The following is a 26,134-nucleotide window of genomic DNA, read 5'->3' on the forward strand; positions in this document are numbered from 1 at the left end:
GAATGAGCTGCACAAGGAGTTCCGCCTGGCTTGCCAGGCTGTTTGTCATTGCGCTTGCGTGCGGCGCTGGCCTGCCTGCTGCTGCGGGCGCTGAATCCGATCTTTATCGGGCCTCCGCCGTCGTTTCCGGCCAAGGTGAGGAGAACAGGGCGATTGGACTGGCCCAATGCCTGGAGGACGTCCTCGTAAAGGTATCGGGCGATCCGCGTCTGATGACGGACCGGAATGTCGCCGAACTCAAACGAAGGGCTGGCGAGTTCGTGGATCGGTTTGCGTACCGGGACCGGATGTCAGGCGTCCCGATCCATGACGAGCAGGGATCCTATGACCGCCCGCACGATCTGAGTGCGGAGTTCGATGTGGCGAAGATCGATGAGATTTTAAGGTCACTCGGGCGGCAGCCCTGGCTCTCGCCGCGGCCGCGTGTTGTAGTGTTTCTTGCAGTATTCGGGAGGAAAGCAGATTTTGCCCTGGCCAGTGATGGCGATGCCGATATGCGCACATCGCTTGCAGCTGCAGCGGCACGGGTGGGGTTGCCGATGGCCCTGCCGACAAGCGCTCAACTCGAACAGCGAGAACTGAATGCCAGCACGTTGTCACGCGCGGATGTTCCGAAACGCGAAACTCTGGCCACCACCGAAGACGTTGCGCTGGCCGGAACATTGCAGTGGAGCGACGAGGCGCTTGGCTGGGTCGCAAGCTGGCGCATGCGATCAGATGCAACGGATTATCGATGGCAAATTCGCGGTGTCGGCTTCGACGACTCGTTCCGCAATGGCATGCGGGGTGCAGCGCAAGTCCTTTCCGGTCATGGCAAGCCGCAATAGGTTGACCGCAATGATGCACGCCTACTTGTTTGCTGGCTGATTCTTGTTTAGGCGATGCGCATGAAACTGCTCGCGATCGACACCGCCGCCAATCTTTGCTCCGTCGCCGTTTTTGATGTCGGAACGGGGTCTTTGTTGGCTGAAGTTATCGAGGATATCGGCAAGGGGCATGCCGAGCGCCTGATGGCGGTGATCGAACAGGCACTGGAACAGAGTACGAGTCTCATCACCGATATTGGCAAGATCGCCGTCAGTATCGGCCCGGGCTCCTTTACAGGAGTCCGTGTCGGCGTATCGGCCGCACGCGGCCTTGCGCTTGCGCTTCGATGCCCCGTCGTCGGAATCAGCACCCTGCAGTCGCTGGCCCATGACGCTGCAAGGTCAAATCCGGGCAAGGCGATCCTGTCTATCATCGATGCGCGCCGCGAAGAACTCTACGCCCAGTTCTTCAACGCAGATGGATCGGCGGAATCGGAACCCATGGTGACGAGCCTGCCGCTGATACTTGGACAATTGGCAGAGCGGGTAACTGTGCATGTCCTTGCTGGTTCAGGTGCGTCGCTCGTCAATGAAAAGCTCGGTCAGCGCCTCGACATCGCTGTGGAGGGGGCGACCGGAAGCATTGAGGCCGTCGCGCGGCTGGGAGCGATCCTTGTTTCCGATGGCGCGCCAAAGCCGCTTTACTTGCGCGGTCTCGATGTCAAACCGCAACAGGGCTTTGTGCTCAAAAGGAAGGTTGCTGAATGATCGGCTTTCCCTTCGACAATATGCGGTCGCGCAGCTTTGTCATCGAACCTGTTGTGCGCGCCGATGCGGTACAACTTGCAGCTCTGCATGCCCTGACCTTCCGGCAGCCCTGGAGCGATGATGATTTTCACGCGCTGCTGGTCGAAGACAATGTGTTCGGATTCATTGCCCGGGAACAGGGAAATCCCAAGGCAATGGCTGGCGGCTTCGTTGTGGCAAGGCTCGTTCTCGACGAGGCGGAAATCCTGACGATCGCTGTGGCACCCCCGGCGCAGCGCAAGGGGCTTGGGCACGCCTTGATGGATGCAACGCTTCGTCACCTGCACAATGCCCGCGCCAGTATGCTCTTTCTGGAAGTAGATGAACTCAATATACCGGCTCTGGCACTTTATCGCAGGCTCGGTTTCAAACAGGTCGGAAAACGGCCAGGCTATTACGAGACTGCCGCAGGACGTTCGAGTGCATTGACCATGCGCCGCGACCTCAAGGCAGGTCGCTGACATGATCTCCTGGCTGCGGTTCATAGTCATGGCGACGGCATTTGCCCTGACGATTCTTTGCCTTGTGCCACTGCAATATGTGTTCCTTAAAACGGGGTGGGGTCCCCGCATTGCCACGCCGATGCTTTTTCACAGGATCGTCAGCCGCTTGCTTGGCTTCCGCATCCGTTTGCACGGCGAGATGGCAAAGGAACGGCCACTCCTGCTCACCGCCAACCACACGTCCTGGACCGATATCGTAATCCTTGGTTCCCTGCGTGAAATGGCCTTTATTGCCAAGGCGGAAGTGGCCACGTGGCCACTGTTCGGCATGCTTGCCAAGCTGCAGCGCACGGTCTTCATCGAACGCGAGAAGCGCGGCAAAACCCACCATCAGGCCAGCGTCATCGCAACCCGTCTTGCGGCAGGCGACCCAATGGTGCTTTTTGCCGAAGGCACAACGTCCGATGGTAATCGTGTTCTGCCGTTCAAGACGTCACTTTTCGGCGCCGCGCAGGTTGCAATTCGCGAAACCAATGTCGAGACGGTAACTGTGCAGCCTGTTGCAATTGCTTATACCCGCGTTCACGGCATGCCGATGGGCCGCGTCCACCGCCCCCTTGTTGCGTGGCCAGGTGACGTGCCGTTGGCTCCAAGCCTGATTGGTCTACTCAAGGACGGTGCCGTCGACGTTGACGTATGGTTTGGCGAACCGGTGGTCATCGACGCAAAAAGTGACCGCAAGGTATTGGCGCGAACGATGGAAGAGCGAGTGCGTGCCATGGTTCATACCTCGCTCATGGGGCGAGACCTCGTCAGCCTTCAGGGCGAAAGCCGCGAGGACCCTATTCTCAACGGCACCAAAAACCGTTAGAAGCCTGCCCATGGACGATATCAGCATTACAAACAAGCCGGATGAAGACTCCGGATCCCTGGCGCATTCGGTGGCGCTTGGCAACACGCGCAAGGTCTATGTCAAGACCTATGGCTGCCAGATGAATGTCTATGACAGCCAGCGCATGGCCGACAGTCTTGCGGCTGAGGGCTACAGTGCAACCGACAATGCAGACGACGCAGACCTGGTGCTGATCAATACCTGCCATATCCGCGAGAAGGCTTCGGAAAAGCTCTATTCGGCGCTTGGCCGCCTGCGCAAGATGAAAGATGCAAGGGCTAAGGAAGGCCGCGAGTTGACTGTCGGCGTTGCCGGTTGCGTCGCCCAGGCCGAAGGCGACGAGATTACTCGCCGGGCACCGGTCGTCGATCTGGTGGTTGGCCCGCAAACCTATCACCGCTTGCCGCTGGCGCTCGCCCGCGTGCGCCAGGGGGAGCGCGTGGTCGAGACCGAGTATGCGATTGAAGACAAGTTCGAGCATCTGCCCGCGCCTGGCAGGGAGCAAACAAGGAGCCGGGGCGTAACGGCATTTTTGACCGTGCAGGAAGGTTGCGACAAGTTTTGCACATTCTGCGTCGTGCCCTATACGCGCGGATCGGAAGTTTCACGCCCCGTCGCCCAGATTGTCCGAGAAGCCGAGAAGCTGGCGGATGCGGGCGTACGCGAACTGACTTTGCTTGGCCAGAACGTCAATGCCTGGCACGGCGAAGGTGCTGATGGACGCGAGTGGGGTCTTGGCGAGTTGCTGTATCGTCTGGCGGAGATCCCCGGCATCGCGCGTTTGCGTTACGTGACCAGTCATCCGCGGGATATGGATGACACGTTGATCAACGCCCATCGCGACCTCGAAATGCTGATGCCCTATCTGCATCTGCCGGTCCAGTCGGGTTCCGATCGGATACTCAAGGCCATGAACCGCAAGCACACCGGCGCGGACTATAGGCGTCTGATCGAGCGTATTCGCGGCGCCCGCTCGGATATCGCACTGTCGGGAGACTTCATTGTCGGCTTTCCGGGTGAGAGCGAGCAGGATTTCGAAGACACGATGCAGATCGTCCGGGACGTCACCTACGCGGCAGCCTACTCGTTCAAATACTCGCCACGACCCGGTACGCCCGGCGCAGACATGGATGGTCATGTCGAAGAGGCGGTAAAGGATGCCAGGTTGCAGCGTCTGCAGGCGTTGCTCAGCGAACAGCAATATGCGTTCCAGCGCAGCCTTATCGGAAAGTCGATGGATGTGCTGATTGAAAAGGCCGGTCGTGTGCCGGGCCAGATGGTGGGACGATCTCCCTGGTTACAACCTGTAATTATAGATGTACACGGCGGTCGAATCGGCGACATTATCAATGTGCGAATCATCGACACCGGCACCAACAGCTTGATTGGTGTCCGGGAGATGAACTCGGCGAGCAATGGGACTATATAAGAGGCTGAACACTTTTTCAGGAGAGCCGTTTGAACGCCACCGAAAAGCTGAAACCCACTCCCTCCGGAGCCTCGGATCTGGCGCATATCGTTCTGACTTTTGACAATAACCGGCTGGCAAGTGCGCTGTTCGGTCAGTTCGATGAAAATCTTGCCCGCATTGAGCAGAAACTGGGCGTTGACGTTCGCTCCAAGGGTAATCAGCTTGCCATCCGTGGTGAGCCCGGCGCGACCGAGCAAGCGCGCAGGACACTCGACAGGCTCTATGAACAATTGCAGAAGGGCCATGATATCTCCGCGTCCGATGTCGATGGCGCATTGCGCATGGCGATTGCCGCCGACGATCAGTTGACGCTCCCGACGATGGAAAACAAGAGCAAGATGGCTGCTGCCCAGATATCAACGCGCAAAAAGACAATTTTTGCCCGCACACCGACGCAGGATGCGTATATGCGGGCGCTGGACCGTTCGGAACTGGTGTTCGGAGTGGGGCCCGCTGGTACCGGCAAGACTTATCTGGCAGTGGCTCATGCAGCAATGCTGCTCGAGCGCGGCCTTGTGGACCGGATCATTCTTTCAAGGCCTGCGGTGGAAGCCGGCGAACGGCTTGGGTTCCTCCCCGGGGATATGAAGGAGAAAGTCGATCCCTATCTGCGGCCGCTCTATGACGCGCTCTACGACATGATGCCTGCCGACAAGGTCGAGCGAGCCATTGCCGCCGGCGTGATTGAAATAGCACCGCTTGCCTTCATGCGCGGACGAACGCTGGCACATTCGGCAATTATTCTCGACGAGGCACAGAACACGACATCCATGCAAATGAAGATGTTCCTGACACGTCTCGGTGAAAATGCCCGGATGATCATCACTGGCGATCCGAGCCAGATTGATCTGCCGCCCGGGCAAAAATCCGGTCTGGTCGAAGCGCTTCGTATTCTTGATGGCGTCAGCGGCATCGTGACCGTCCGGTTCACCGACGTGGACGTGGTCCGGCATCCGCTGGTCGCTGCCATCGTCCGGGCCTATGACAAGGAAGGCGCCAAGCCCTGAGCGGCGTGGCGACAATAGCTTGATTACGATCGATGTTCTTGTTGAGACGGGCGGCTGGGCCGACGAGTCGGCGCTACGCGATTTGTCGACACGTGCCATCGCTGCCGCCTGGCAGCAGCTGGATGATGGTGAGCAACCGGAGAGCGAGCTTAGCCTCGTGTTCACCGATGATGCCGCGATCAGGGAGCTCAACAATGATTGGCGTGACAAGGACAAGCCAACCAATGTCCTGTCATTTCCTGCGTTCGCGCTGACGCCGGGCCAGAAACCTGGACCCATGCTTGGCGACATCGTCATTGCCCGGGAAACTGTGGCACGCGAAGCACTGGATGAGCAGAAGCCCTTCGACGATCATCTGACGCATCTTGTTGTCCATGGATTTCTGCATCTACTTGGCTATGATCATCTGACGGAGGCAGAAGCCGAGGAGATGGAGGCGTTGGAACGCAAAATTCTGGCGCGTCTTGCAATCCCGGACCCATATGCGCTATCCGTCATTGACGATCAATCCGATTGAGGACCATGTCTGACACGTCGCACCAGAACGATCCTGCCGCGCCCGCCAAGGGAATAGCGGGGCAGGAGAGTGATGCCGAAGGGCAGAGTATCACCAGAGCGCACCCAGAAAAGCGCTCGCTTCTTTCCGCAATCTTTCCATTCCTGCGTGCCCGTCCAGGGACCTCCCTGCGTGAGGACCTGGACGCCGCCTTGGCTGAGGATCATCACGGCGATACTGCGTTTTCGCCGGAAGAGCGTGCCATGCTGCACAATATCCTGCGTCTTCGCGAATTGCGGGTCGAGGATGTGATGATTCCACGCGCCGATATTGAGGCAGTGGAAATCGCCACAACCCTCGGCGACCTTCTTGAGCTGTTCGAGAAGTCGGGCCATTCGCGCATGCCGGTCTTTGCCGAGACCCTGGATGATCCCCGCGGGATGGTGCACATCCGTGATGTGGTTAACCACATCACCAAGATATCGAGGGTCAAGGCTTCCCGCAGATCGTCTGCCCGGACACCGAAGGCGCCCATTTCAGCGAAGTTCAATCTTGCGAATGTTGATCTTACCAAGTCGATCGCAGAACTGAACCTGATGCGGCCGGTTCTGTTCGTGCCTCCGTCAATGCTGGCCAATGATCTGATGGGACGCATGCAGGCGCAGCGCATCCAGATCGCCCTGGTCATCGATGAGTATGGCGGGACCGATGGGCTGGTATCGCTTGAAGACATCGTCGAAATGGTAGTTGGCAATATTGAAGACGAACATGACGACGATGAAGTCATGATCATCGAAGAGCCGGAAGGCGTGTTCATTGCCGATGCGCGCGCCGACCTTGACGAGGTTTCGGGGAAGATCGGCGCTGGTTTCGTCATTGGCGAACATGGCGAGGATGTTGATACTGTCGGCGGGCTGATCTTCTCGATTCTTGGCCGTATCCCTGTGCGCGGCGAAATGGTGCAGGCGGTACCAGGTTATGAATTCCACGTGCTGGAAGCTGATCCACGCCGTATCCGCAAGGTGCGCATTGTGCCGTTGCGCCATGTTGAACGCCGACCGCGCACGGTACGACAAGGCATGGCCGAGGAGCCGGCGGAAACGGACGAATGATTGGCACAAGTCTCACCGTATAAGACTGAAGAAAGACAGGAAGTGGTGGGGCTTGGCATGATCCAGCGTCTGGCAGGTAAGGTCATCCTTTTGTCGGGCTGGCGGCGGGCCGGCTTGGCCGTTCTCATGGGCGCACTGGCGAGCTTCGCGCTCCCTCCTTACGATTTTTTCGCCGTTTGCCTCGTATCATTCCCGGTTCTCGTCTGGTTGATCGACGGTGCCGTGGACAATGCAGGCGCAGGACCAATTCGCCGGCTCTTGCCGGCTGCCGCGATCGGCTGGTGGTTCGGTTTCGGATATTTCGTCTTTGGGCTCTGGTGGATCGGCAACGCGCTGCTGGTCGATGCGGAAAATTTTGCTTGGGCCATACCCTTTGCCATCTTCGGCCTGCCCGCATTCCTTGCTTTTTTCTACGCTCTGGCGACAGCGCTCGCACGCCTGTTCTGGAGTGACGGGATTGGCCGTGTCCTGGCTCTTGCCTTCGGTTTTGGCATTGCCGAATGGCTGCGTTCCTTTGTCCTGACCGGGTTCCCCTGGAACGCCATCGGGTATGCCGCCATGCCTGTACCCGTATTGATGCAGTCGTCTGTGATAACCGGACTGTTGGCCATGAACGTACTTGCCGTGATCGTGTTTGCCATGCCGGCGCTGCTGGTGGATCGTCGGGATATAAAGACAGGTCTTGCCCTGGTCATCCTCTTGGTTTCTGCCCATGTTGGCTACGGTGTCTACCGGCTCAGTACGGCACCCATCGAAGCCAAGGGGCCGCAAGTGCGCATCGTACAGCCGTCGATCGCGCAGGATCTCAAGTGGGAGGCTACGGCACGCAAGGATATCTTCGCCAAGTATCTTGCAATGACCAGCGAGGCACCGAAGGACGGCAAGCCGAGGCCCCAGGTGATCATCTGGCCGGAGACCTCGGTCCCGTACATTCTGACCAAGGCGCCGGAAGCGCTGAAGGGCATTGCCGACACCTTGCAGGACGGGCAGGTCCTGCTTGCCGGCGCTATTCGTGTTGAAGAGCCAGGCGGTGGAGAGGAACCTCTCTACTACAATTCAATATTCGCAATCGATAGCAACGGCGAGATCACTGGTGCAGCGGACAAGGTTCATCTGGTGCCATTCGGTGAATATCTGCCGTTTGAAAAGATGCTGCGTCGGTTCGGGGTCAACGAGGTAGTCGAGATGCCTGGCGGATTTACCGCTGCCGCGTCACGGCGTTCCCTTCCGGTCACCGATGCATTCAACGTACTTCCGCTGATCTGCTATGAGGCAATCTTCCCGGCGGAAATGAGTTATCAGGGTCCGCCGGCAGCCGCGATAGTCAACGTCACCAACGACGCCTGGTATGGAGACACGCCCGGTCCGTACCAGCATTTCCGTCAAGCGCAGTTACGGGCGGTCGAGCAGGGTCTTCCTCTGGTGCGCGCCGCCAATAATGGCCTTTCCGGCGTGGTCGATCCCTATGGTCGAATCATCGATGCGCTCGCCTTGAATGCCGTTGGGGTGGTCGATGCGGCGGTTCCAGCGAAGGCGCAGCTACCCTTGGGTGAGGCTGCCCGTCGATATCAATTCTGGGTTGTAATTTGCCTCGTTCTGATTGCATCACTGGCGTATTTTTTGCGCCGAAGGACAAGGGTTGGTTGACATTTCAGGTGCCGACCTATCGAATAATGCTATATTTGGCCGCTAAATATATTAGTGATAAAATTCATTTTCAGCCCCATTTCATACGAATGAGATTTTCATGTCTGATAATAAAAAGAGACCTAATCCAGTAGACGTGCACGTCGGAGCACGCATAAGACTGCGACGCAACATGATCGGTTTGAGCCAGGAGAAACTTGGTGAAAGCCTGGGAATTACTTTTCAGCAAATACAGAAATATGAAAAAGGCATGAATCGCGTCGGTGCCAGCCGGCTGCAGGCCATTGGCAACATCCTCAATGTGCCGGTTACATTTTTCTTTGACGATATGCCCGGTCAATCCGACAAGCCGAAGGGCTTCGACGAAGAGAGTGAAACCACCTATGTCGTGGGCTTCCTGAACAGCTCGGAGGGAATTCAGCTCGCCCGTGCGTTCGCCAAGATCACCGATGCGAAAGTCAGGCGGAAAATTCTCGACCTGGTCCGGACATTGGGGGACGAGGAAGAATAATCGTTTGAGACGACCGGCGCCGTCCAGGTGGTTCCCCGGTTTTGGAAAAAAATTCTCAAACTGTCGATTGTTTGAAAATGAAAGCAATTGACTGATCCCTTCGTCCTTGGCAAACACTACGCAGCCCCGCCCGGGCTTTCTCGGGCGGGAGTTCTTTCGCTTTCAAGAGGGGTTCCCCGTGACACGCAGTTCATATCTTTTTACCAGTGAGTCCGTATCGGAAGGTCATCCAGACAAGGTCTGCGACCGTATTTCCGATGAAATCGTCGACATGATCTACAAAGAGGCAAAGAAGACGGGCGTTGATCCGTGGACTGTGCGTATTGCATGCGAAACGCTGGCAACCACCAACCGCGTCGTTATCGCGGGTGAAGTGCGCGTGCCGGACACTCTATTGAAGAAAGACAAGAACGGCGTGGTGGTCAAGGATGCCAAGGGTCATCCTGTCATCAATCCATCGAGGTTCCGGGCGGCCGCCCGCCGCGCTATCCGCGACATCGGATACGAGCAGGACGGCTTCAACTGGAGGACAGCAAAGATCGACGTGCTGCTGCATCCGCAGTCAGCTGACATCGCCCAGGGTGTGGACAATGCAGCCGACCGCCAGGGCGAGGAAGGTGCCGGAGACCAGGGCATCATGTTCGGATATGCTTGCCGGGAGACGCCGGATCTCATGCCCGCTCCGATCTATTACTCCCACAAAATTCTCGAGCTCCTGGCCGGTGCCCGCCACAAGGGCGAGGGTGATGCCGGGAAGCTTGGGCCTGACGCCAAGAGCCAGGTGACCGTGCGTTATGTGGACGGTGTAGCGGCGGAAGCGACACAGATCGTGCTTTCGACGCAGCATCTCGATTCGAGCTGGGATTCCAAGAAGGTTCGCAAGGTTGTCGAACCCTATATCCGCGAAGCACTCGGCGATCTGAAGATTGCCGATGATTGCGTATGGTACATCAACCCGACCGGCAAGTTCGTCATTGGCGGGCCAGATGGCGATGCCGGACTGACCGGCCGCAAGATCATCGTTGATACTTACGGCGGCGCTGCTCCCCATGGCGGCGGTGCATTCTCGGGCAAGGACACCACCAAGGTCGACCGTTCAGCCGCCTATGCAGCTCGGTATCTGGCGAAGAACGTGGTTGCCGCGGGCTTTGCAGATCGCTGCACCATCCAGCTTTCCTATGCGATTGGCGTTGCGCAGCCGCTTTCGGTTTACGTCGACCTGCATGGAACTGGCAGTGTGAAGGAAGATGCTGTGGAAGCGGCGCTGCGCAAGGTGATGGACCTTTCACCTTCCGGCATTCGCAAGCATCTCGACCTCAACAAGCCGATCTACGCGAAGACCTCAGCCTATGGCCATTTTGGCCGCAAGCCGGGCCGCGACGGTTCCTTCTCGTGGGAGAAGACTGATCTGGCAAAGCAGCTGAAGACAGCCCTGGCCGCCTGAGCGGCCGTGGCGGAACATGCCGATGGATGAGCCAAGGCGCGAGCGTTCGACGGAAGCATTCTTCGGCAGACGAAGCGGAAAGGCGTTGCGCCCTTTGCAGCGCTCGATTCGCGATGAGTTGCTGCCGCTGCTCAAACTCGATCTGACAAGCCCACCGCCAGCCGACCTTCGCAGTCTGTTTTCTGCGGAGGTGGGCACGGTGAGAATGGAGATCGGCTTTGGCGGCGGCGAACACTTGCTGCACGAAGCTGCGCGCTGCCCGACGGCAGGGTTCATTGGCATCGAACCATTCGTCAACAGCATGGCGAAACTGGTTGTCGACCTCCATGACAACCCGCTTCAGAACATCCGGCTCTATGACGACGATGCGACCCAGGTCCTCGATTGGTTGCCAGAGGCCTCGCTGAACGGCATCGATCTGTTCTATCCCGATCCGTGGCCGAAAAAGAAGCACTGGAAACGTCGTTTCGTCAGTCAGAAGAATCTTGACCGTTTTGCGCGGGTGCTGAAGCACGGCAGCCTGTTCCGGTTTGCCTCTGACATTGACACCTATGTGAACTGGACGCTGCAGCATTGCCGCGACCACGACGATTTCGATTGGCAAGCGACAACCTCTGCCGACTGGCATACGCCTTACGAAGCGTGGCCCGGCACGCGTTATGAACAGAAGGCGCATCGCGAAGGCCGGACGGGCGCCTACCTGACCTTCCTGCGGCGGTAGATGCGCTGAACCCTTGCACGCATTTCACGTGACAGCTTCCTGACAGTTTTCTAGTATCATTCTAATGGTGAGGAGACTGCTGGGAGGCTGTCAGTTTTTTGTCGTTGATCCCATGAATTTGTTCCGTCGCGAATTCATGATTCCTGCGTCGGCATCTTTCCCGCTTTTTCCCTAAGCTATTTAAAATCAATGGCCGATGGCCAGCATGGGAGGATTTCCACAATGCGTAAGATGTTGCTTGCTTTCGTTGCCGCCGGGGCAATGGTACTGTCTGGACAGGCTTTTGCCGCGGACTACAAGATCATGGCTCCAGCCGCTCCTGGTGGTGGTTGGGATCAGACCGCACGTACGCTCCAGACAGCCCTCCAGGATGAGAAGATCTCAGGCAGCGTTCAGGTTGTGAACGTTCCTGGTGCCGGTGGCACGATTGGCCTCGCGCAGTTTGCAAATTCCGCCAAAGGTGATCCCTCTCAGCTGATCGTTGGCGGTTATGTCATGGTCGGTGCCATCCTGACCAATGCATCTCCGGTAACTCTGGATCAGGTCACGCCAATTGCCCGTCTGACCGGCGAATACGAAGCGCTGGTCGTCCCCGCAGATTCCCCCATCAAGACGATGGCTGATCTTGTTGAAAAACTGAAGGCAGATCCCGGCGCTGTGTCGTGGGGTGGTGGTTCGGCAGGCGGTACGGACCACATTACTGCTGGTCTGATTGCAAAAGCAGCAGGTGTTGATCCGACAAAGGTCAACTACATTGCGTTCTCCGGTGGTGGTGAAGCGCTGGCAGCCATTCTTGGCGGTCAGGTTACCGTCGGGATTTCCGGATATGGAGAGTTCGAATCGCAGATCAAGGCGGGTGCGCTGCGCATCATCGGCATTTCCAGCGACGCCAAGGTAGCAGGTATCGATGCACCGACCTTCAAGGAAGGCGGCGTGGATGTTTCGATCCAGAATTGGCGCATGGTTGCCGCGGCTCCAGGCATTTCCGCCGAACAGGAAGCTGCAATCGGTGCTGATGTTGAAAAGCTGGTGAAGTCGAAGAGCTGGCAGGACCAGCTCAAGGCCAAGGGCTGGGCCGACACCTATCTTGCTGGCGACGCGTTCAAGGCACAGCTGGCAAAGGATACTGAAGCAACGTCTGCAATCCTGAAAGACATTGGCCTCGTAAAATGACGCAAGAGTCGCCGAGTTCCGAAACGCGCCGCCCTGATTGGGCGGCGCTGGTTATCGCAGCAGCCATCGCGATTCTGGCTGCTGTCATCGTTTATAGTACGGCGACGGCCAAGGGCGGCAGCGCGACGAGGATCGGACCATCGGCATTTCCCTACGCCATCGCGGGGTGCCTGTTCCTGCTGTCGATCTGGACCGTATTCGAAGCGATGCGCGGAGACTTTCCGGAGCGGGAAAAACAGGAAATTCAGCCTGTCATCTGGATTGTCGGCGGATTGGCGGCGCAGATGCTGCTCTTGCACATAACCGGCTTTGCAATAGCGACAGGATTGCTGTTTGCAGCCACTGCGCGGGCATTCGGCAAGGGGCCGTTGTGGATGACAATCCCGATCGGCATCGTTCTATCATTCATCGTCTGGGTCATCTTTGCCAAGGGATTGCAGTTGACGCTCCCGGCAGGACCGCTCGAACGTCTTATTTAGGTCAGAGCCATTATGGATAGTTTCACACTGTTGGCGCATGGGTTTGCGGTTGCGATGCAGCCGCTCAATCTGCTCTATGCCCTGATTGGCGTAACCTTGGGCACCGCCGTGGGCGTGTTGCCGGGCATAGGACCGGCGCTGACGGTCGCGTTGCTTCTCCCGGTCACCTATAAGCTGGACCCGGCCGGATCGTTGATCATGTTTGCCGGCATTTATTATGGCGGCATGTATGGCGGTTCGACGACGTCAATCCTCTTGAATACGCCGGGTGAGAGCTCCTCCATTGTTACCGCCCTGGAAGGCAACAAGATGGCGCGGGCCGGGCGGGGCGGCCCCGCGCTTGCAACCGCTGCCATAGGGTCTTTTGTTGCCGGCCTGATTGCAACGATGGCACTTGCCCTGATTGCGCCGACGATCGTAAAATTTGCCCTTTCGTTCGGCCCTGCGGAATATTTCGCGTTGATGGTTCTCGCCTTCATGACCGTTTCCGCGGCCTTTGGCGACTCAACGCTCCGTGGATTGACGGCGCTGTTTCTTGGGCTCGCGCTCGGTCTGATCGGCATCGATCTGCAAACCGGACAGGCGAGGCTGGCTTTCGGTATTCCCGATCTGCTCGACGGTGTGGAGGTAACGACACTCGCGGTCGCACTCTTCGCGGTCGGCGAAAGTCTGAGCGTCGCTGCCGCCCATCGCTATGGCGAAGAAAAGATCGAAGCGATCAAGGGCTCCGTCTGGATGAACCGGGAAGACTGGTCGAGATCGTGGAAGCCCTGGCTGCGCGGCACGTTCATCGGTTTCCCGATCGGCGCCATGCCAGCCGGCGGCGCAGAAATCGGCACATTCCTGTCCTATTCGGTAGAGAAGCAGCTTTCAAAGAAACCGGAAGAGTTCGGTAAAGGCGCCATTGAGGGGGTTGCCGGCCCTGAGGCGGCGAACAATGCATCGGCTGCCGGTACGCTTGTCCCGCTGCTGACGCTTGGACTGCCGACAAGTGCGACAGCTGCCATCATGCTTGCTGGATTCCAGCAGTTCGGCCTTCAGCCCGGCCCATTGCTGTTTGCCAACAATCCGCAAATCGTCTGGGGTTTGATCGCCAGCCTGCTCGTCGCCAATTTCATGCTGCTGGTTCTGAATTTGCCGCTGGTGGGCCTGTGGGTACGGCTGTTGTCGATCCCCAGACATTGGCTCTATGCCGGCATTCTGGTGTTTGCCACGCTTGGCACCATCGGAGCCAATCCGTCGACGTTCGAGCTTGGCATGCTGCTGGCGTTCGGCGTGCTTGGATACATACTGCGCCGCTTCGGGTACCCGATCGCACCCGTTGTGGTTGGTTTGATTCTCGGCCCCATGGCAGAGCAGCAGTTGCGCCGCGCGCTGGCAATTAGCCAGGGTGACCCCACAGTGCTCGTTCATTCACCCATTGCGGTGATTCTGCTGATACTGGCAGTCTGCGCCGTGGTGGTGCCATTGATCATGCGCGCGCGCGGCAAAGGCAAAGTGCTCTCATCACTGGCAGCGAGCGAAGACTGACCACTAGCCAGCCTGGAATCCACCGGAAGAGTTTAGTTCCGGTGGATGGTGCGGAACTGAACCGGGTCGATGCCGAGAGCACGCAGATCAGAAGCTGCCGGCTGTTCGCCGAGCCGCGTTGCCGATGCTACTGCGACCGCACTGCCGAGCATGGTGAAAAACTGGCCTATCCTGGAATGGATGTGTCTCTTGGTCATTGTTCTATCCTTTTTCGCATGATGTTGCGATGCAGCATAGATAGGAGAGATGGCTGGGGATGATTAGCCCTCAGAGTGCAGAGCAGCTATGCGAAAATGCATGCCAGAATCGTCAATTCGGAGGGAGTTGCGAGAAATTCTTCTCCAAGCTTGAAAACAGCAAGCCGTTTCGGTATATAGAAGTCATATTCTTGGTCGATAGAACAGGAGTGGGTCCAGACCGGTCCCGCTCTTTTTTGTTTCTTAAGGCCGAAACAGGGAAAAAATTTGCGTGACAGACAGCGCTGAATCAGAACACGGAACGGTCTCCGCCAAGGAGCGTGAAGAACGCATCATCACTGAAACAGGTGTCGATGCGCGCGTTGCCGGTATCATTGAGCCGGTACTGGAGTCCATAGGCTTCCGCCTGGTTCGAGTACGTCTTTCCGGCCTCAATGGACTGACATTGCAGATCATGACAGAGCGCAACGATGGCACGATGACCGTCGAAGATTGCGAGCTGGTCAGCCGCACACTATCGCCGGTTCTGGATGTCGAGGATCCGATCGATCGGCACTACCATCTGGAGGTCTCGTCGCCTGGCATCGATCGTCCGTTGGTTCGCAAGTCGGACTTCGCCACCTGGTCCGGTCACATCGTCAAGGTCGACACGTCAGCCGTTCTTGAAGGCCGCAAGAAGTTTCGTGGCCGCATCGCTGCTGTATCGGCCGATGCCGTAACAGTCGAAAGCGACCAGGCGAGTTATGGCGACAAGCCCGTTATTGAGGTGCCCTTCGAGATGATCTCGGATGCACGGTTGGTTTTGACGGATGACCTCATCCGCGATGCATTGCGCCGCGACAAGGACTTGCGCGAAGGCCGGATACCCGAAGAGGGCGCGGTCTCCCCGGACGACGCAGAAGCTGCGTCGACACAAACAGATCAGGATTGATATTTCATACGCCCGCGGGAGAAGCGGTGCGGTGAACCCAAGGAGAAGAACATGGCAGTCAGTGCAAACAGGCTAGAACTTCTGCAGATCGCCGATGCGGTCGCACGCGAGAAGTCGATTGACCGCGAGATCGTTATTGCGGCGATGGCCGATGCCATTCAGAAGGCCGCACGCTCGCGTTATGGGCAGGAGACCAACATCCGCGCCGATATCAATGCCAAGACCGGTGAGATCAAGCTTCAGCGCCTGCTCGAGGTAGTAGATGACGTGGAGGATCCGGTCACCCAGATCGGTATGGATGCGGCGCGTGACCGTAATCCTGATGCGCAGCCTGGCGATTTTCTGGCCGACCAGCTGCCTCCGATGGATTTCGGGCGCATTGCTGCCCAGTCCGCCAAGCAGGTCATCGTGCAGAAGGTCCGTGAAGCCGAGCGTGATCGCCAGTATGACGAATACAAGGATCGTGTTGGTGAAATCATCAACGGCAGCGTCAAACGCGTCGAATATGGCAATGTGATCGTCGACCTCGGCCGCGGTGAAGCCATTGTCCGCCGCGACGAACTGATCCCGCGTGAAACCTTCCGCTATGGTGATCGCGTCCGCGCCTATGTCTACGACGTCCGCCGGGAACAGCGCGGTCCGCAGATATTCCTGAGCCGCACGCATCCGCAGTTCATGGCAAAGCTCTTCACAATGGAAGTGCCGGAAATCTATGACGGGATCATCGAGATCAAGTCGGTAGCTCGTGATCCGGGCTCGCGCGCCAAGATCGCCGTCATTTCGCGCGACTCCTCGATTGATCCGGTCGGCGCCTGCGTTGGTATGCGCGGTTCGCGCGTGCAGGCAGTTGTCGGTGAACTCCAGGGCGAAAAAATCGACATTATTCCGTGGTCACCGGAACCGGCCTCCTTCATCGTCAATGCGCTTCAGCCAGCTGAAGTTGCCAAGGTTGTTCTCGATGAAGACGCCGAACGTATTGAAGTTGTGGTCCCGGATGACCAATTGTCACTAGCGATCGGCCGTCGCGGTCAGAATGTCCGCCTGGCTTCGCAGTTGACCGGCTGGGACATTGACATCCTCACCGAGCAGGAAGAGTCCGAGCGCAGGCAGAAGGAATTCGTCGAACGCTCGAACCTGTTCATGGAAGCGCTCGATGTTGATGAGATGGTTGGACAGGTGCTTGCGTCGGAAGGCTTTGCGAGCGTAGAGGAAATCGCCTACGTCGATAGCGATGACATTTCCTCCATCGATGGTTTCGATGAGGAGACCGCGACCGAAATCCAGCAGCGTGCTCAGGAATATTTGAGCCGTATCGAGGAAGAGCGGGATGTCCGCCGCAAGGAATTGGGTGTTTCCGATGAACTGCGCGATCTGCCCGGCATGACCAATGCAATTCTCGTTGCGGTCGGCGAAGATGGCGTCAAGACCGTTGAAGATTTCGCCGGCTATGCCGTTGATGAATTGACGGGCTGGCGTGAACGCAAGGATGGTGAGACAATCAACTATCCGGGTATCCTGTCGCAGTTTGATATCAGCCGCGCTGATGCAGAGCAGATGGTTCTTGCCGCTCGCCTCAAGGCCGGTTGGATCACGGAAGACGATCTTGCCAACGCCGAGCCTGAAGCAGAAGCCGATCAGGAGGTCGCTGGCTAACAGCGGACGTGAGCGTGGAACCGGAAATGAACGACAGGACGTGCATTGTCACGCGGACAAGCGGTTCTGTCGATGACATGATCCGGTTCGTGGCTGGGCCGGATGGAATGGTTGTCGCAGACTTCAAGCGCAATCTCCCCGGTCGCGGCTGTTGGGTGAAAGCCCAGCGGCGCTATGTGGATGAAGCGGTCAGGCGAAAGCTCTTTCCGCGTGCCCTGAAGACCAATGCCACTGTTCCGGATGATTTCGGACTGACAGTGGACCAGATGCTGGCAAAATCGGCATTGGGCAGTTTTGGGTTGGCGCGCAAGGCCGGTGTTGTGGTAACAGGGGCCGCAAAAGTGGACTCGGCCATCCGCAACGGTACTGCCGCCCTGGTGCTTCATGCGTTTGAAGCGGCCGAAGACGGTGTCCGGAAACTTGACCAGGCCCGCCGTTCGGTTGTTTATGCGGGCGGACCGGAAATACCTGCCCTTTCATTGTTTGAAAGCAGTGAAATGGATTTGGCATTGGGTGGGGTAAATGTGATACATGCTGCCGTACTCAAGGGGAAGGCAGCTGCCGGGTTCGTCAGGCGAGCTTGGCTGCTACAGCATTTTCGCGATGGCCGTGACGATCAGGCCGACGCTAAAGCGGCAGCTGCCGCGAAGGAAACGGAAACGGAATGAGCGATACAAAATCGACAGACGACAAGACGCTTGGCGTCAACAAGAAAACCCTGACCCTGAAGCGGCCCGGTGTTGAGCAGAGCACGGTGCGCCAGAATTTCAGCCACGGGCGTACGAAGTCTGTTGTCGTTGAAACCAAGAAGCGCAAATTTAGCCTTCCGGATCATAAGCCGGAAGTCGCGCCGCCTGCTGCGCCCGCCCCTGCGCCTGCTCAAGTGGCCGCCCCTGCGCCTGCTGCTCCAGTTCGTCCGGCGCCGCAGCCCGCTGTAACGCAGGCCAGCCCCGCTGTAGCACCGCGTCCGGCAGCGCCCGCTGCACCTGCGCCCTCGGCGCCATCTGGCGCCCGCCCCGCAGCACCCGTGCAGCAGCAGCGTCCTGCGCAGCAGTCCTATCGGCCAGCAGGCCAGCGTTCGAATGACAGATCCGGCATGGTATTGAACACGCTGTCGAGCGCCGAACTCGAGGCACGTCGCAAGGCACTGGAAGGTTCAAAGGCCCGTGACGCCGAGGATCGTGCCAAGGCTGCAATCGAAGCCGCGCGCCGTGCAGAGGAAGAAGCGCTGCGCGTTAAGGAGCGAGAGGAATCCGCACGCCGTCAGGCCGAGGAAGAAGAACGCATTCGCAAGGAAGCCGAAGCGAAGCAGCGTGCAGAAGAAGAATCCCGCAAGCGTCAGCCCGAACTGAAGGCAGCAGACGACGCTGCCGCTTTGAAGGCGCCTGTCCGCAAGCCGAATTTGGCGGAAGAGGACGATGATCGCCGCGGTCCCGCTGGAGCGCGGCGCGGTGCTGCTACGCCGGTCAAGCCGGAGGTGCGCGCGCCCAAGGTCGTCAAGGGCGAGGATGAGCGCCGTCGTGGCAAGTTGACATTGGGCTCGGCGCTCGATGACGAAGGCCGTAGCCGTTCCCTTTCGGCGATGCGCCGCCGGCAGGAGAAGTTCAAGCGTGGCATGCAGCAGGAGACACGCGAGAAGATTGCTCGCGAAGTGGTCTTGCCGGAAACCATCACAATTCAGGAACTCGCCCAGCGTATGGCCGAGCGTTCTGTCGACGTCATCAAGTTCCTAATGAAGGAAGGCCAGATGATGAAGCCGGGCGATTTGATCGATGCCGATACGGCCCAACTGATCGCCGAAGAATTCGGTCACACGGTGCGCCGTGTTGCTGAGTCCGACGTTGAAGAGGGAATCTTCAACGTGCAGGACGACGAAGCTGCCTTCGAGCCGCGTCCGCCGGTCGTGACCATCATGGGCCACGTCGATCACGGCAAGACCTCTCTGCTCGATGCCATCCGCAAGGCCAACGTCGTTTCTGGCGAAGCCGGCGGTATCACGCAGCATATCGGTGCTTACCAGGTCGAGCAGAACGGCCAGAAGATCACCTTCATCGACACGCCGGGCCATGCTGCGTTTACGGCCATGCGTGCTCGTGGCGCACAGGCTACCGACATCGCGATCCTTGTTGTGGCTGCTGACGACAGCGTCATGCCGCAGACCATTGAATCGATCAACCATGCCAAGGCGGCAGGGGTTCCGATCATCGTTGCCATCAACAAGATCGACAAGCCATCGGCTGATGCGCAGAAGGTCCGCAACGGTCTTCTGCAGCATGAAGTCTTCGTTGAATCGATGGGCGGTGAAACGCTCGATGTTGAAGTTTCGGCAAAAACCGGTGTCGGCCTCGACAAGCTGCTGGAAGCCATCCTGCTGCAGGCCGAAATACTCGACCTGAAGGCTGATCCGACACGGACGGCTGAAGGTGTCGTAATCGAAGCCAAGCTGGAACGCGGCCGCGGTTCTGTCGCCACTGTGCTGGTCCAGAAGGGCACGTTGCACCCAGGTGATATCATTGTTGCTGGCAGTGAATGGGGCCGTGTTCGTGCCTTGGTCAATGACCGTGGTGAGAACATGAAGGAAGCCGGACCGGCGACTCCAGTCGAGGTTCTCGGCCTCCAGGGACCGCCGCAGGCTGGTGATCGCTTTGCCGTCGTCGAAAACGAAGCAAAGGCGCGCGAGATTTCCGAATATCGCACGCGCCTTGCCCGTGAAAAGGCCGTGGCCAAGCAGGCCGGTTCGCGTGGTTCACTCGAACAGATGATGAGCCAGTTGCAGGTGACGGGCTTGAAAGAGTTCCCGCTGCTCATCAAGGGTGACGTGCAGGGATCGATCGAAGCCATTGCCGGCGCACTGGACAAGCTCGGAACCGACGAGGTGCGGGCGCGGATCATCCATTCGGGCGCTGGCGGCATCACCGAGAGCGATATCGCCCTTGCCGAAGCTTCCAACGCTGCGATCATCGGGTTCAATGTTCGTGCCAACAAGCAGGCGCGTGATCTTGCCGAGCGCGAAGGCATCGAAATCCGCTACTACAACATCATCTACGATCTCGTGGATGATGTGAAAGCAGCGATGTCGGGTCTCCTGTCACCGGAACGCCGCGAAACCTTCCTTGGCAATGCGGAGATTCTCGAAGTCTTCAACATCACCAAGGTTGGCAAGGTCGCTGGCTGCCGCGTTACGGAAGGCAAGGTCGAACGTGGTGCCGGCGTACGCCTTATCCGCGACAACGTTGTTATCCATGAGGGCAAGCTCAAGACGCTCAAGCGCTTCAAGGATGAAGTTTCTGAAGTGCCGGCTGGCCAGGAGTGCGGTATGGCGTTCGAAAACTACGACGATATTCGCGCTGGCGATACCATCGAAGCTTTCCGCGTCGAACATGTGACCCGAACGCTCTAATCAGCAGCGTCTCAATCATGAATGGCAGGTCGCCGGGTAAAACCGGCGATCTCTCATCTATTTGGATACGACAGAATGGCTCGTTTTGCTTCCACCGGCCCCTCGCAACGCCAGTTACGCGTCAGCGAGCAGGTGCGTCACGCAGTTTCCCAGGTGCTTCAGCGCGGCGATGTTCGCGACAGCACATTGGAAAATGCCGTCATTGCCATTTCCGAAGTGCGCATGTCGCCCGATCTGAAGATCGCCACCTGCTTCGTGTCACCGATTGGGGCAATCGACAGCGAGGGCGTCATCGGGGCTCTGAACAAGAACTCGAAGTTTATTCGAGGGCGAGCCGCAACATATCTCAAGCAGATGAAATATATGCCAGAATTCCGTTTCCGTATCGATACCAGCTTCGACAATTATGCCAAGATCGATGCACTCCTGCGCAAGCCGGAAGTCACACGCGATCTTGAAGGTGAGGACGAAGATGATGGGGGCGACCCGAATCCGGGGGATGTTCCCGGCCATGACGGTAATGACTGATGACGAGGCAGCGCAAGAAAAAAGGCCGTCCGGTTTCGGGCTGGCTTATCTTTGACAAGCCGAAAGGCATGGGGTCGACCGAAGCCGTCTCCAAGATCAAGTGGTTGTTCAAGGCGGAGAAGGCAGGTCATGCGGGTACGCTTGACCCCCTGGCGTCGGGCATGTTGCCGATTGCACTCGGCGAAGCGACCAAGACTGTTCCCTACGTGATGGACGGAACCAAGGTCTACCGTTTCACGGTAAGCTGGGGTGCTGAGCGCACGACGGACGATCTGGAGGGCGGGGTGACCGTGACCTCCGATAACCGCCCAGACGAGACCGCCATCAAGGCGTTGTTGCCAAAGTATACCGGCGTCATTGCACAGGTTCCGCCGAAATTCTCGGCCATCAAGATCGCTGGTGAGCGCGCCTATGATCTGGCACGTGGCGGCGAGGAAGTCGACATACCCGCCCGCGAAGTGGAGATCGACCGCCTGGACCTCGTCGAATGCCCTGACGCCTCGACGGCGATTTTCGAAGTCGAATGCGGCAAGGGGACCTATGTGCGGTCACTGGCTCGTGACATGGGACGCGATCTTGGCTGTTACGGCCACATTTCCGATCTGCGCCGCGTCGAAGTCGCACCGTTTGACGAAGCCGATTTCGTGACACTCGCTGAGCTTGAAGCGGTACACCCGCCAGTGCCGACTGAGGAGGAAGGCGAGGATCGCTCCTACGAGGGGCTGGCAGAGCGCTTCTCGGTCATGGACGCTTTCCTGATCGACACGGGCGCTGCGCTCGAAAGCCTTCCGCAGGTGGCGATCTCTGAGGATCAGGCTCATCGCATCCGCATGGGCAATCCGGTGATCCTGCGCGGGCGCGACGCACCGGTCGAGGCCGATGAGGCCTGTGTAACGAGCAAGGGCAAGCTTCTGGCAATCGGTTTTATCGAGCAGGGCCAGTTCAAGCCAAAGCGCGTGTTTACTGTGTAGAACCACCGGAATCATTTGCGGCTGGTAATTTGTCACATTTTGGACTATACGGCCCGCAGCGATTAGCTTTTGCCATCGCTTTAACCGGCCCCCGCTGGACGACATCCCGGCCGTGGGCATCCTGTTTTCCTCTTCAAAAGAAAGGATATACGATGTCGATAACCGCTGAACGCAAGCAGGCAGTGATCTCTGAATATGCAACAAAGCCCGGCGATACCGGTTCTCCGGAAGTCCAGGTTGCCGTTCTGACAGAGCGCATTGTCAACTTGACCGAGCACTTCAAGGACCACAAGAAGGACAATCATTCCCGTCGTGGTCTTCTCAAGCTCGTCTCGACGCGCCGCAGCCTTCTTGATTATCTCAAGAAAGTTGACCAGGGCCGCTACCAGACGCTGATCGAAAAGCTCGGCCTGCGCCGCTAACAGATTGGACCGGCGGATGCGTTTTCCACGCTCCGCCGGTTTATTTCATCTCGATATGAGATGAGTACTACCATGAGGCAGATCATGGGGCAGGATTGCAGGCAACTCGGTACCACGAGTTGCACGTTGTCTTGCCCGTGATTGGTCTAAACGAAACGGGAGAAATGCTGTCATCCAAAGGGATGCGCGTTTTTTCCCACTGAAGGACAAGACATGTTTAATCAACACAAAGTTGAAATCGAATGGGGCGGACGTCCGCTTATTCTCGAGACCGGCAAGATCGCACGTCAGGCTGACGGCGCCGTTGTTGCCACCTATGGTGAGACTGTCGTGCTTGCCACCGTCGTTTCCGCCAAGGAGCCGAAGCCTGGTCAGGATTTCTTCCCGCTGACTGTCAACTATCAGGAAAAGACCTATGCGGCCGGCAAGATTCCCGGTGGCTATTTCAAGCGTGAAGGCCGTCCGAGCGAAAACGAAACGCTGGTTTCGCGCCTGATCGACCGCCCGATCCGCCCGCTCTTTGCCGATGGCTACAAGAACGACACCCAGGTTGTCATCACGGTCATCCAGCACGATCTCGAAAACAATCCCGATATCGTTTCGATGATCGGCGCATCGGCTGCCCTGACGCTCTCCGGTGTTCCTTTCATGGGACCAATCGGCGGCGCCCGCGTTGGTTATATCGGCGGTGAGTACAAACTGAACCCGACCGTGGATGAGATGGTCGAGTCGAGCCTTGATCTCGTTGTCGCCGGTACAGGCGATGCCGTTCTCATGGTTGAATCGGAAGCCAAGGAATTGGCCGAAGATGTCATGCTCGGCGCCGTAATGTTCGGCCACAAGAACTTCCAGCCGGTCATCGAAGCGATCATCAAGCTCGCTGAGGTCGCCGCCAAGGAGCCTCGCGATTTCGCAGCCGACGATCTTTCAGCGGTTGAAGCAGCAGTTCTGAAGGTCGCAGAAGCCGACCTGCGCGACGCCTACAAGATCACCGACAAGCAGCAGCGTTACGCTGCTGTGGATGCGGCCAAGGCCAAGGTCAAGGCGCATTTCTTCCCGGAAGGTGTCGAAGAGCCGGAGTTTTCCGCTGAAGAGATCGCTACCGTATTCAAGTCGGTGCAGGCAAAGATCGTTCGCTGGAACATTCTCGATACCGGCAGCCGTATCGATGGCCGCGACCTGAAGACAGTGCGTCCGATCGTTTCGGAAGTTGGTCTGTTGCCGCGTACCCATGGTTCGGCCCTGTTTACCCGCGGTGAAACACAGGCCATCGTGGTCGCCACCCTCGGTACGGGCGAAGACGAACAGTATGTCGACTCGCTGACCGGCATGTACAAAGAAACCTTCATGCTCCACTACAACTTCCCGCCCTATTCGGTCGGTGAAACCGGACGCATGGGTTCTCCGGGCCGCCGCGAAATCGGTCACGGCAAGCTCGCCTGGCGCGCTATCCACCCGGTTCTGCCTGCCAAGGAACAGTTCCCCTACACGCTGCGTACCGTCTCCGAGATCACCGAATCCAATGGTTCGTCATCGATGGCCACCGTTTGCGGTACATCGCTGGCGCTGATGGATGCCGGTGTTCCACTGCTCCGTCCGGTTGCCGGTATCGCCATGGGCCTGATCCTCGAAGGCGAGAAGTTCGCAGTTCTCTCCGACATTCTCGGTGACGAAGATCATCTCGGCGACATGGACTTCAAGGTGGCCGGTACGGATGGCGGTATCACCGCGCTGCAGATGGACATCAAGATCGATGGCATCACTGAAGAGATCATGAAGGTTGCTTTGGCTCAGGCCAAGGACGGACGCCTGCACATCCTCGGCGAAATGGCGAAGGCCATCACCGAAGGCCGTTCGGAACTCGGTGAATTTGCACCACGAATCGAGGTCATGAACATTCCGACCGACAAGATCCGTGATGTTATCGGCTCCGGCGGCAAGGTCATTCGCGAAATCGTTGAAAAGACCGGCGCGAAGATCAACATCGAGGACGATGGCACGGTGAAGATCGCGTCTTCCTCTGCGAAAGAAATCGAAGCGGCGCGCAAGTGGATTCATTCCATTGTTGCCGAGCCGGAAGTTGGCGAGATCTATGAAGGCACGGTCGTCAAGACCGCTGACTTCGGCGCTTTCGTCAATTTCTTTGGTCCGCGCGATGGTCTCGTCCATATCTCGCAGCTCGCCTCCGAACGCGTTGCCAAGACATCCGACGTGGTCAAGGAAGGCCAGAAGGTCTGGGTCAAGCTCATGGGCTTTGATGAACGCGGCAAGGTTCGCCTGTCGATGAAGGTTGTCGATCAGGAAACTGGCAAGGAAATCGTTCAGGAAAAGAAGCCTGCCGAAGAAGACGCAGAGTAAGCTTCTGAGTTTTCCAATAATTAAGGCGCGCCCCGGATTTATCCCGGGCGCGCTTTTTCTTATCCAAGTTTATTGAAAGACGGACATCATCATGACCAGCGGCGCGCTGAAGACGCTTTTCCTGCCCTTCGACCAAGAGATACTGGCGCTGCCCGGCGCAAGCGAGAAGTGGCTGTTTCTTGGTGCGGAAGCAGACCGCGATATCTCGGGCGACTGGCGGGGCGTCCTGACCTGTCTCCAGCCCTTCAAGCCGGACTACCTCGAATTGCAGAAGGCAGGGTTCAAAGCGATGCCAAGGTTGCAGGGTGATGAGCGTTTTGACGGGGCGCTGATCCTGATCGGCAAGCATCGCGGCCGCAACGAGTCCTGGCTGGCCCAGGCTTTGCAACAGGTGAAGCCGGGCGGGAGAATTGTGGTTTCCGGAGACAAGAAGCTTGGCGTCGACAGCTTTCGCAAAACCGTAGCAGGGTTGGCGACGGTCATCGACAGGCTGTCGAAACACCACGCCGTTGCGTTTTGGTTAGGTCGCCCGGAACAACTGAATAGCATTGAAATTCAATCACTTATAGCGGAACCGACAAGGCTCGAGAATCGATTTACGACCGGGGCAGGCATGTTCTCGCACACGGCCATCGACAAGGGTTCGGCGATGCTGGCCAGGCATTTCGATGGACGCATCAGCGGCCACGTTGCGGATTTCGGGGCCGGCTGGGGCTACCTCGCCAGCGAGGTCTTGAAACATGCTGAAAAGCTGAAGTCGCTGGCGCTTTATGAGGCGGATTTTGAAGCCCTTGAAGCTGCAAGACTGAATATTGGCAGCGGTACGCAAATTCCGGTGTCATTCCATTGGCACGACGTGAATAGTGAAGCTATTTCAGAGGTTTATGACACGATCGTCATGAATCCGCCATTCCACGCGGGTCGCAGCGCTGACCCTGCAATGGGGCAGGGCTTCATCGCGGCTGCAGCAAGGCGTATGAAGCCGGGCGGCCGCCTGTTGCTCGTTGCCAACAGGCAGATGCCGTATGAAGCTGGCCTGAAGGCGCTCTTCAAATCCGTGCAGCCGCTCGAAGACGATGCCGGCTACAAGATCATCGAAGCGAAGAAATAACCTCAACCCGCAACAGCGAATTTT

The 26,134-nt window shown here is 57.9% G+C and carries 25 protein-coding genes; 24 read left to right on the forward strand and 1 reads right to left on the reverse strand.

The window, feature by feature from the left end:
• The first annotated feature begins 2 nt into the window (after positions 1-2).
• The 15 genes from K9U38_RS17950 (at position 3) to K9U38_RS18020 (ending at position 14,539) form a co-directional block, all read left to right on the forward strand.
• Positions 3-827 (forward strand): DUF2066 domain-containing protein, encoded by an 825-nt coding sequence (locus K9U38_RS17950; RefSeq protein ID WP_224495718.1) that lies wholly within the window; start codon positions 3-5, stop codon positions 825-827.
• Between the two features lie 60 nt (positions 828-887).
• Positions 888-1,574, forward strand: coding sequence for a tRNA (adenosine(37)-N6)-threonylcarbamoyltransferase complex dimerization subunit type 1 TsaB (gene tsaB, locus K9U38_RS17955; RefSeq protein ID WP_224495719.1), 687 nt, complete (start codon positions 888-890; stop codon positions 1,572-1,574).
• Positions 1,571-2,074 (forward strand): GNAT family N-acetyltransferase, encoded by a 504-nt coding sequence (locus tag K9U38_RS17960; protein WP_224495720.1) that lies wholly within the window; start codon positions 1,571-1,573, stop codon positions 2,072-2,074. The genes tsaB and K9U38_RS17960 overlap by 4 nt, the downstream gene beginning before the upstream one ends.
• Before the next feature lies 1 nt (position 2,075).
• Positions 2,076-2,927, forward strand: coding sequence for a lyso-ornithine lipid O-acyltransferase (gene olsA, locus K9U38_RS17965; RefSeq protein WP_224495721.1), 852 nt, complete (start codon positions 2,076-2,078; stop codon positions 2,925-2,927).
• Positions 2,928-2,937: 10 nt separating this feature from the next.
• Complete coding sequence (miaB, locus tag K9U38_RS17970) at positions 2,938-4,377, forward strand: tRNA (N6-isopentenyl adenosine(37)-C2)-methylthiotransferase MiaB (protein WP_224495722.1); 1,440 nt, start codon at positions 2,938-2,940, stop codon at positions 4,375-4,377.
• Between the two features lie 29 nt (positions 4,378-4,406).
• On the forward strand, positions 4,407-5,426 hold the full coding sequence (locus K9U38_RS17975) for a PhoH family protein (RefSeq protein WP_224495723.1): 1,020 nt from the start codon (positions 4,407-4,409) through the stop codon (positions 5,424-5,426).
• Positions 5,401-5,943 (forward strand): rRNA maturation RNase YbeY, encoded by a 543-nt coding sequence (gene ybeY / locus K9U38_RS17980; RefSeq protein ID WP_224495724.1) that lies wholly within the window; start codon positions 5,401-5,403, stop codon positions 5,941-5,943. The genes K9U38_RS17975 and ybeY overlap by 26 nt, the downstream gene beginning before the upstream one ends.
• 5 nt (positions 5,944-5,948) lie before the next feature.
• Positions 5,949-7,034, forward strand: coding sequence for a hemolysin family protein (locus tag K9U38_RS17985; protein WP_224495725.1), 1,086 nt, complete (start codon positions 5,949-5,951; stop codon positions 7,032-7,034).
• Positions 7,035-7,091: 57 nt separating this feature from the next.
• Positions 7,092-8,681: an apolipoprotein N-acyltransferase gene (gene lnt / locus K9U38_RS17990; RefSeq protein ID WP_370631988.1), complete on the forward strand. Its 1,590-nt coding sequence runs from the start codon at positions 7,092-7,094 to the stop codon at positions 8,679-8,681.
• Positions 8,682-8,781: 100 nt separating this feature from the next.
• A complete protein-coding gene (locus tag K9U38_RS17995; RefSeq protein WP_224495726.1) occupies positions 8,782-9,192 on the forward strand; it encodes a helix-turn-helix domain-containing protein in 411 nt (136 codons plus the stop codon).
• A gap of 178 nt (positions 9,193-9,370) precedes the next feature.
• Complete coding sequence (gene metK / locus K9U38_RS18000) at positions 9,371-10,636, forward strand: methionine adenosyltransferase (RefSeq protein ID WP_224495727.1); 1,266 nt, start codon at positions 9,371-9,373, stop codon at positions 10,634-10,636.
• A gap of 22 nt (positions 10,637-10,658) precedes the next feature.
• Positions 10,659-11,357 (forward strand): tRNA (guanine(46)-N(7))-methyltransferase TrmB, encoded by a 699-nt coding sequence (gene trmB / locus K9U38_RS18005; RefSeq protein WP_224495728.1) that lies wholly within the window; start codon positions 10,659-10,661, stop codon positions 11,355-11,357.
• Positions 11,358-11,579: 222 nt separating this feature from the next.
• The gene (locus K9U38_RS18010; RefSeq protein WP_224495729.1) at positions 11,580-12,530 is read left to right on the forward strand and encodes a Bug family tripartite tricarboxylate transporter substrate binding protein; all 951 of its coding nucleotides are present in this window, start codon (positions 11,580-11,582) and stop codon (positions 12,528-12,530) included.
• Positions 12,527-13,009 (forward strand): tripartite tricarboxylate transporter TctB family protein, encoded by a 483-nt coding sequence (locus K9U38_RS18015; protein ID WP_224495730.1) that lies wholly within the window; start codon positions 12,527-12,529, stop codon positions 13,007-13,009. The genes K9U38_RS18010 and K9U38_RS18015 overlap by 4 nt, the downstream gene beginning before the upstream one ends.
• A gap of 12 nt (positions 13,010-13,021) precedes the next feature.
• The gene (locus K9U38_RS18020; RefSeq protein ID WP_224495731.1) at positions 13,022-14,539 is read left to right on the forward strand and encodes a tripartite tricarboxylate transporter permease; all 1,518 of its coding nucleotides are present in this window, start codon (positions 13,022-13,024) and stop codon (positions 14,537-14,539) included.
• A 32-nt stretch (positions 14,540-14,571) separates the two neighbouring features.
• Here the strand turns inward: K9U38_RS18020 and K9U38_RS18025 are convergent, their stop codons facing one another.
• Positions 14,572-14,736 carry a hypothetical protein gene (locus tag K9U38_RS18025; RefSeq protein ID WP_224495732.1) on the reverse strand — a complete coding sequence of 55 codons (165 nt, stop codon included), beginning with the start codon at positions 14,734-14,736 and terminating at the stop codon, positions 14,572-14,574.
• 271 nt (positions 14,737-15,007) lie between these two features.
• Here K9U38_RS18025 and rimP point away from each other — a divergent pair, with 271 nt between their 5' ends.
• The 9 genes from rimP to K9U38_RS18070 all read left to right on the forward strand — a co-directional run bounded on the left by rimP (position 15,008) and on the right by K9U38_RS18070 (position 26,110).
• On the forward strand, positions 15,008-15,667 hold the full coding sequence (rimP, locus tag K9U38_RS18030; protein ID WP_224495733.1) for a ribosome maturation factor RimP: 660 nt from the start codon (positions 15,008-15,010) through the stop codon (positions 15,665-15,667).
• A gap of 51 nt (positions 15,668-15,718) precedes the next feature.
• On the forward strand, positions 15,719-17,320 hold the full coding sequence (nusA, locus tag K9U38_RS18035) for a transcription termination factor NusA (RefSeq protein ID WP_224495734.1): 1,602 nt from the start codon (positions 15,719-15,721) through the stop codon (positions 17,318-17,320).
• Positions 17,321-17,346: 26 nt separating this feature from the next.
• Entirely contained in the window at positions 17,347-17,988 is a 642-nt protein-coding gene (locus tag K9U38_RS18040) for an RNA-binding protein (protein ID WP_224495735.1), read from the forward strand.
• Entirely contained in the window at positions 17,985-20,720 is a 2,736-nt protein-coding gene (gene infB, locus K9U38_RS18045; RefSeq protein ID WP_224495736.1) for a translation initiation factor IF-2, read from the forward strand. The genes K9U38_RS18040 and infB overlap by 4 nt, the downstream gene beginning before the upstream one ends.
• Before the next feature lie 75 nt (positions 20,721-20,795).
• Positions 20,796-21,248: a 30S ribosome-binding factor RbfA gene (rbfA, locus tag K9U38_RS18050; protein WP_224495737.1), complete on the forward strand. Its 453-nt coding sequence runs from the start codon at positions 20,796-20,798 to the stop codon at positions 21,246-21,248.
• Positions 21,248-22,219 carry a tRNA pseudouridine(55) synthase TruB gene (gene truB / locus K9U38_RS18055; protein WP_224495738.1) on the forward strand — a complete coding sequence of 324 codons (972 nt, stop codon included), beginning with the start codon at positions 21,248-21,250 and terminating at the stop codon, positions 22,217-22,219. The genes rbfA and truB overlap by 1 nt, the downstream gene beginning before the upstream one ends.
• A gap of 74 nt (positions 22,220-22,293) precedes the next feature.
• Positions 22,294-22,641, forward strand: coding sequence for a 30S ribosomal protein S15 (rpsO, locus tag K9U38_RS18060; protein WP_106667512.1), 348 nt, complete (start codon positions 22,294-22,296; stop codon positions 22,639-22,641).
• A 213-nt stretch (positions 22,642-22,854) separates the two neighbouring features.
• Positions 22,855-24,999: a polyribonucleotide nucleotidyltransferase gene (gene pnp, locus K9U38_RS18065; RefSeq protein WP_224495739.1), complete on the forward strand. Its 2,145-nt coding sequence runs from the start codon at positions 22,855-22,857 to the stop codon at positions 24,997-24,999.
• A gap of 91 nt (positions 25,000-25,090) precedes the next feature.
• Positions 25,091-26,110, forward strand: coding sequence for a class I SAM-dependent methyltransferase (locus tag K9U38_RS18070; protein ID WP_224495740.1), 1,020 nt, complete (start codon positions 25,091-25,093; stop codon positions 26,108-26,110).
• Positions 26,111-26,134: the final 24 nt, after the last annotated feature.

Source organism: Phyllobacterium lublinensis, from assembly GCF_020164435.1.
Classification (GTDB): domain Bacteria; phylum Pseudomonadota; class Alphaproteobacteria; order Rhizobiales; family Rhizobiaceae; genus Phyllobacterium; species Phyllobacterium lublinensis.

Coding starts and splice junctions, on each gene's coding strand:
- K9U38_RS18025 (WP_224495732.1), bottom strand. CDS start 14,736: ATGACCAAGAGACACATCCATTCCAGGATAGGCCAGTTTTTCACCATG.
- K9U38_RS17960 (WP_224495720.1), top strand. CDS start 1,571: ATGATCGGCTTTCCCTTCGACAATATGCGGTCGCGCAGCTTTGTCATC.
- truB (WP_224495738.1), top strand. CDS start 21,248: ATGACGAGGCAGCGCAAGAAAAAAGGCCGTCCGGTTTCGGGCTGGCTT.
- nusA (WP_224495734.1), top strand. CDS start 15,719: ATGGCAGTCAGTGCAAACAGGCTAGAACTTCTGCAGATCGCCGATGCG.
- infB (WP_224495736.1), top strand. CDS start 17,985: ATGAGCGATACAAAATCGACAGACGACAAGACGCTTGGCGTCAACAAG.
- miaB (WP_224495722.1), top strand. CDS start 2,938: ATGGACGATATCAGCATTACAAACAAGCCGGATGAAGACTCCGGATCC.
- lnt (WP_370631988.1), top strand. CDS start 7,092: ATGATCCAGCGTCTGGCAGGTAAGGTCATCCTTTTGTCGGGCTGGCGG.
- K9U38_RS18015 (WP_224495730.1), top strand. CDS start 12,527: ATGACGCAAGAGTCGCCGAGTTCCGAAACGCGCCGCCCTGATTGGGCG.
- K9U38_RS18070 (WP_224495740.1), top strand. CDS start 25,091: ATGACCAGCGGCGCGCTGAAGACGCTTTTCCTGCCCTTCGACCAAGAG.
- olsA (WP_224495721.1), top strand. CDS start 2,076: ATGATCTCCTGGCTGCGGTTCATAGTCATGGCGACGGCATTTGCCCTG.
- K9U38_RS18020 (WP_224495731.1), top strand. CDS start 13,022: ATGGATAGTTTCACACTGTTGGCGCATGGGTTTGCGGTTGCGATGCAG.
- K9U38_RS18010 (WP_224495729.1), top strand. CDS start 11,580: ATGCGTAAGATGTTGCTTGCTTTCGTTGCCGCCGGGGCAATGGTACTG.
- trmB (WP_224495728.1), top strand. CDS start 10,659: ATGGATGAGCCAAGGCGCGAGCGTTCGACGGAAGCATTCTTCGGCAGA.
- pnp (WP_224495739.1), top strand. CDS start 22,855: ATGTTTAATCAACACAAAGTTGAAATCGAATGGGGCGGACGTCCGCTT.
- rbfA (WP_224495737.1), top strand. CDS start 20,796: ATGGCTCGTTTTGCTTCCACCGGCCCCTCGCAACGCCAGTTACGCGTC.
- K9U38_RS17985 (WP_224495725.1), top strand. CDS start 5,949: ATGTCTGACACGTCGCACCAGAACGATCCTGCCGCGCCCGCCAAGGGA.
- K9U38_RS18040 (WP_224495735.1), top strand. CDS start 17,347: ATGAACGACAGGACGTGCATTGTCACGCGGACAAGCGGTTCTGTCGAT.
- ybeY (WP_224495724.1), top strand. CDS start 5,401: ATGACAAGGAAGGCGCCAAGCCCTGAGCGGCGTGGCGACAATAGCTTG.
- tsaB (WP_224495719.1), top strand. CDS start 888: ATGAAACTGCTCGCGATCGACACCGCCGCCAATCTTTGCTCCGTCGCC.
- K9U38_RS17950 (WP_224495718.1), top strand. CDS start 3: ATGAGCTGCACAAGGAGTTCCGCCTGGCTTGCCAGGCTGTTTGTCATT.
- K9U38_RS17995 (WP_224495726.1), top strand. CDS start 8,782: ATGTCTGATAATAAAAAGAGACCTAATCCAGTAGACGTGCACGTCGGA.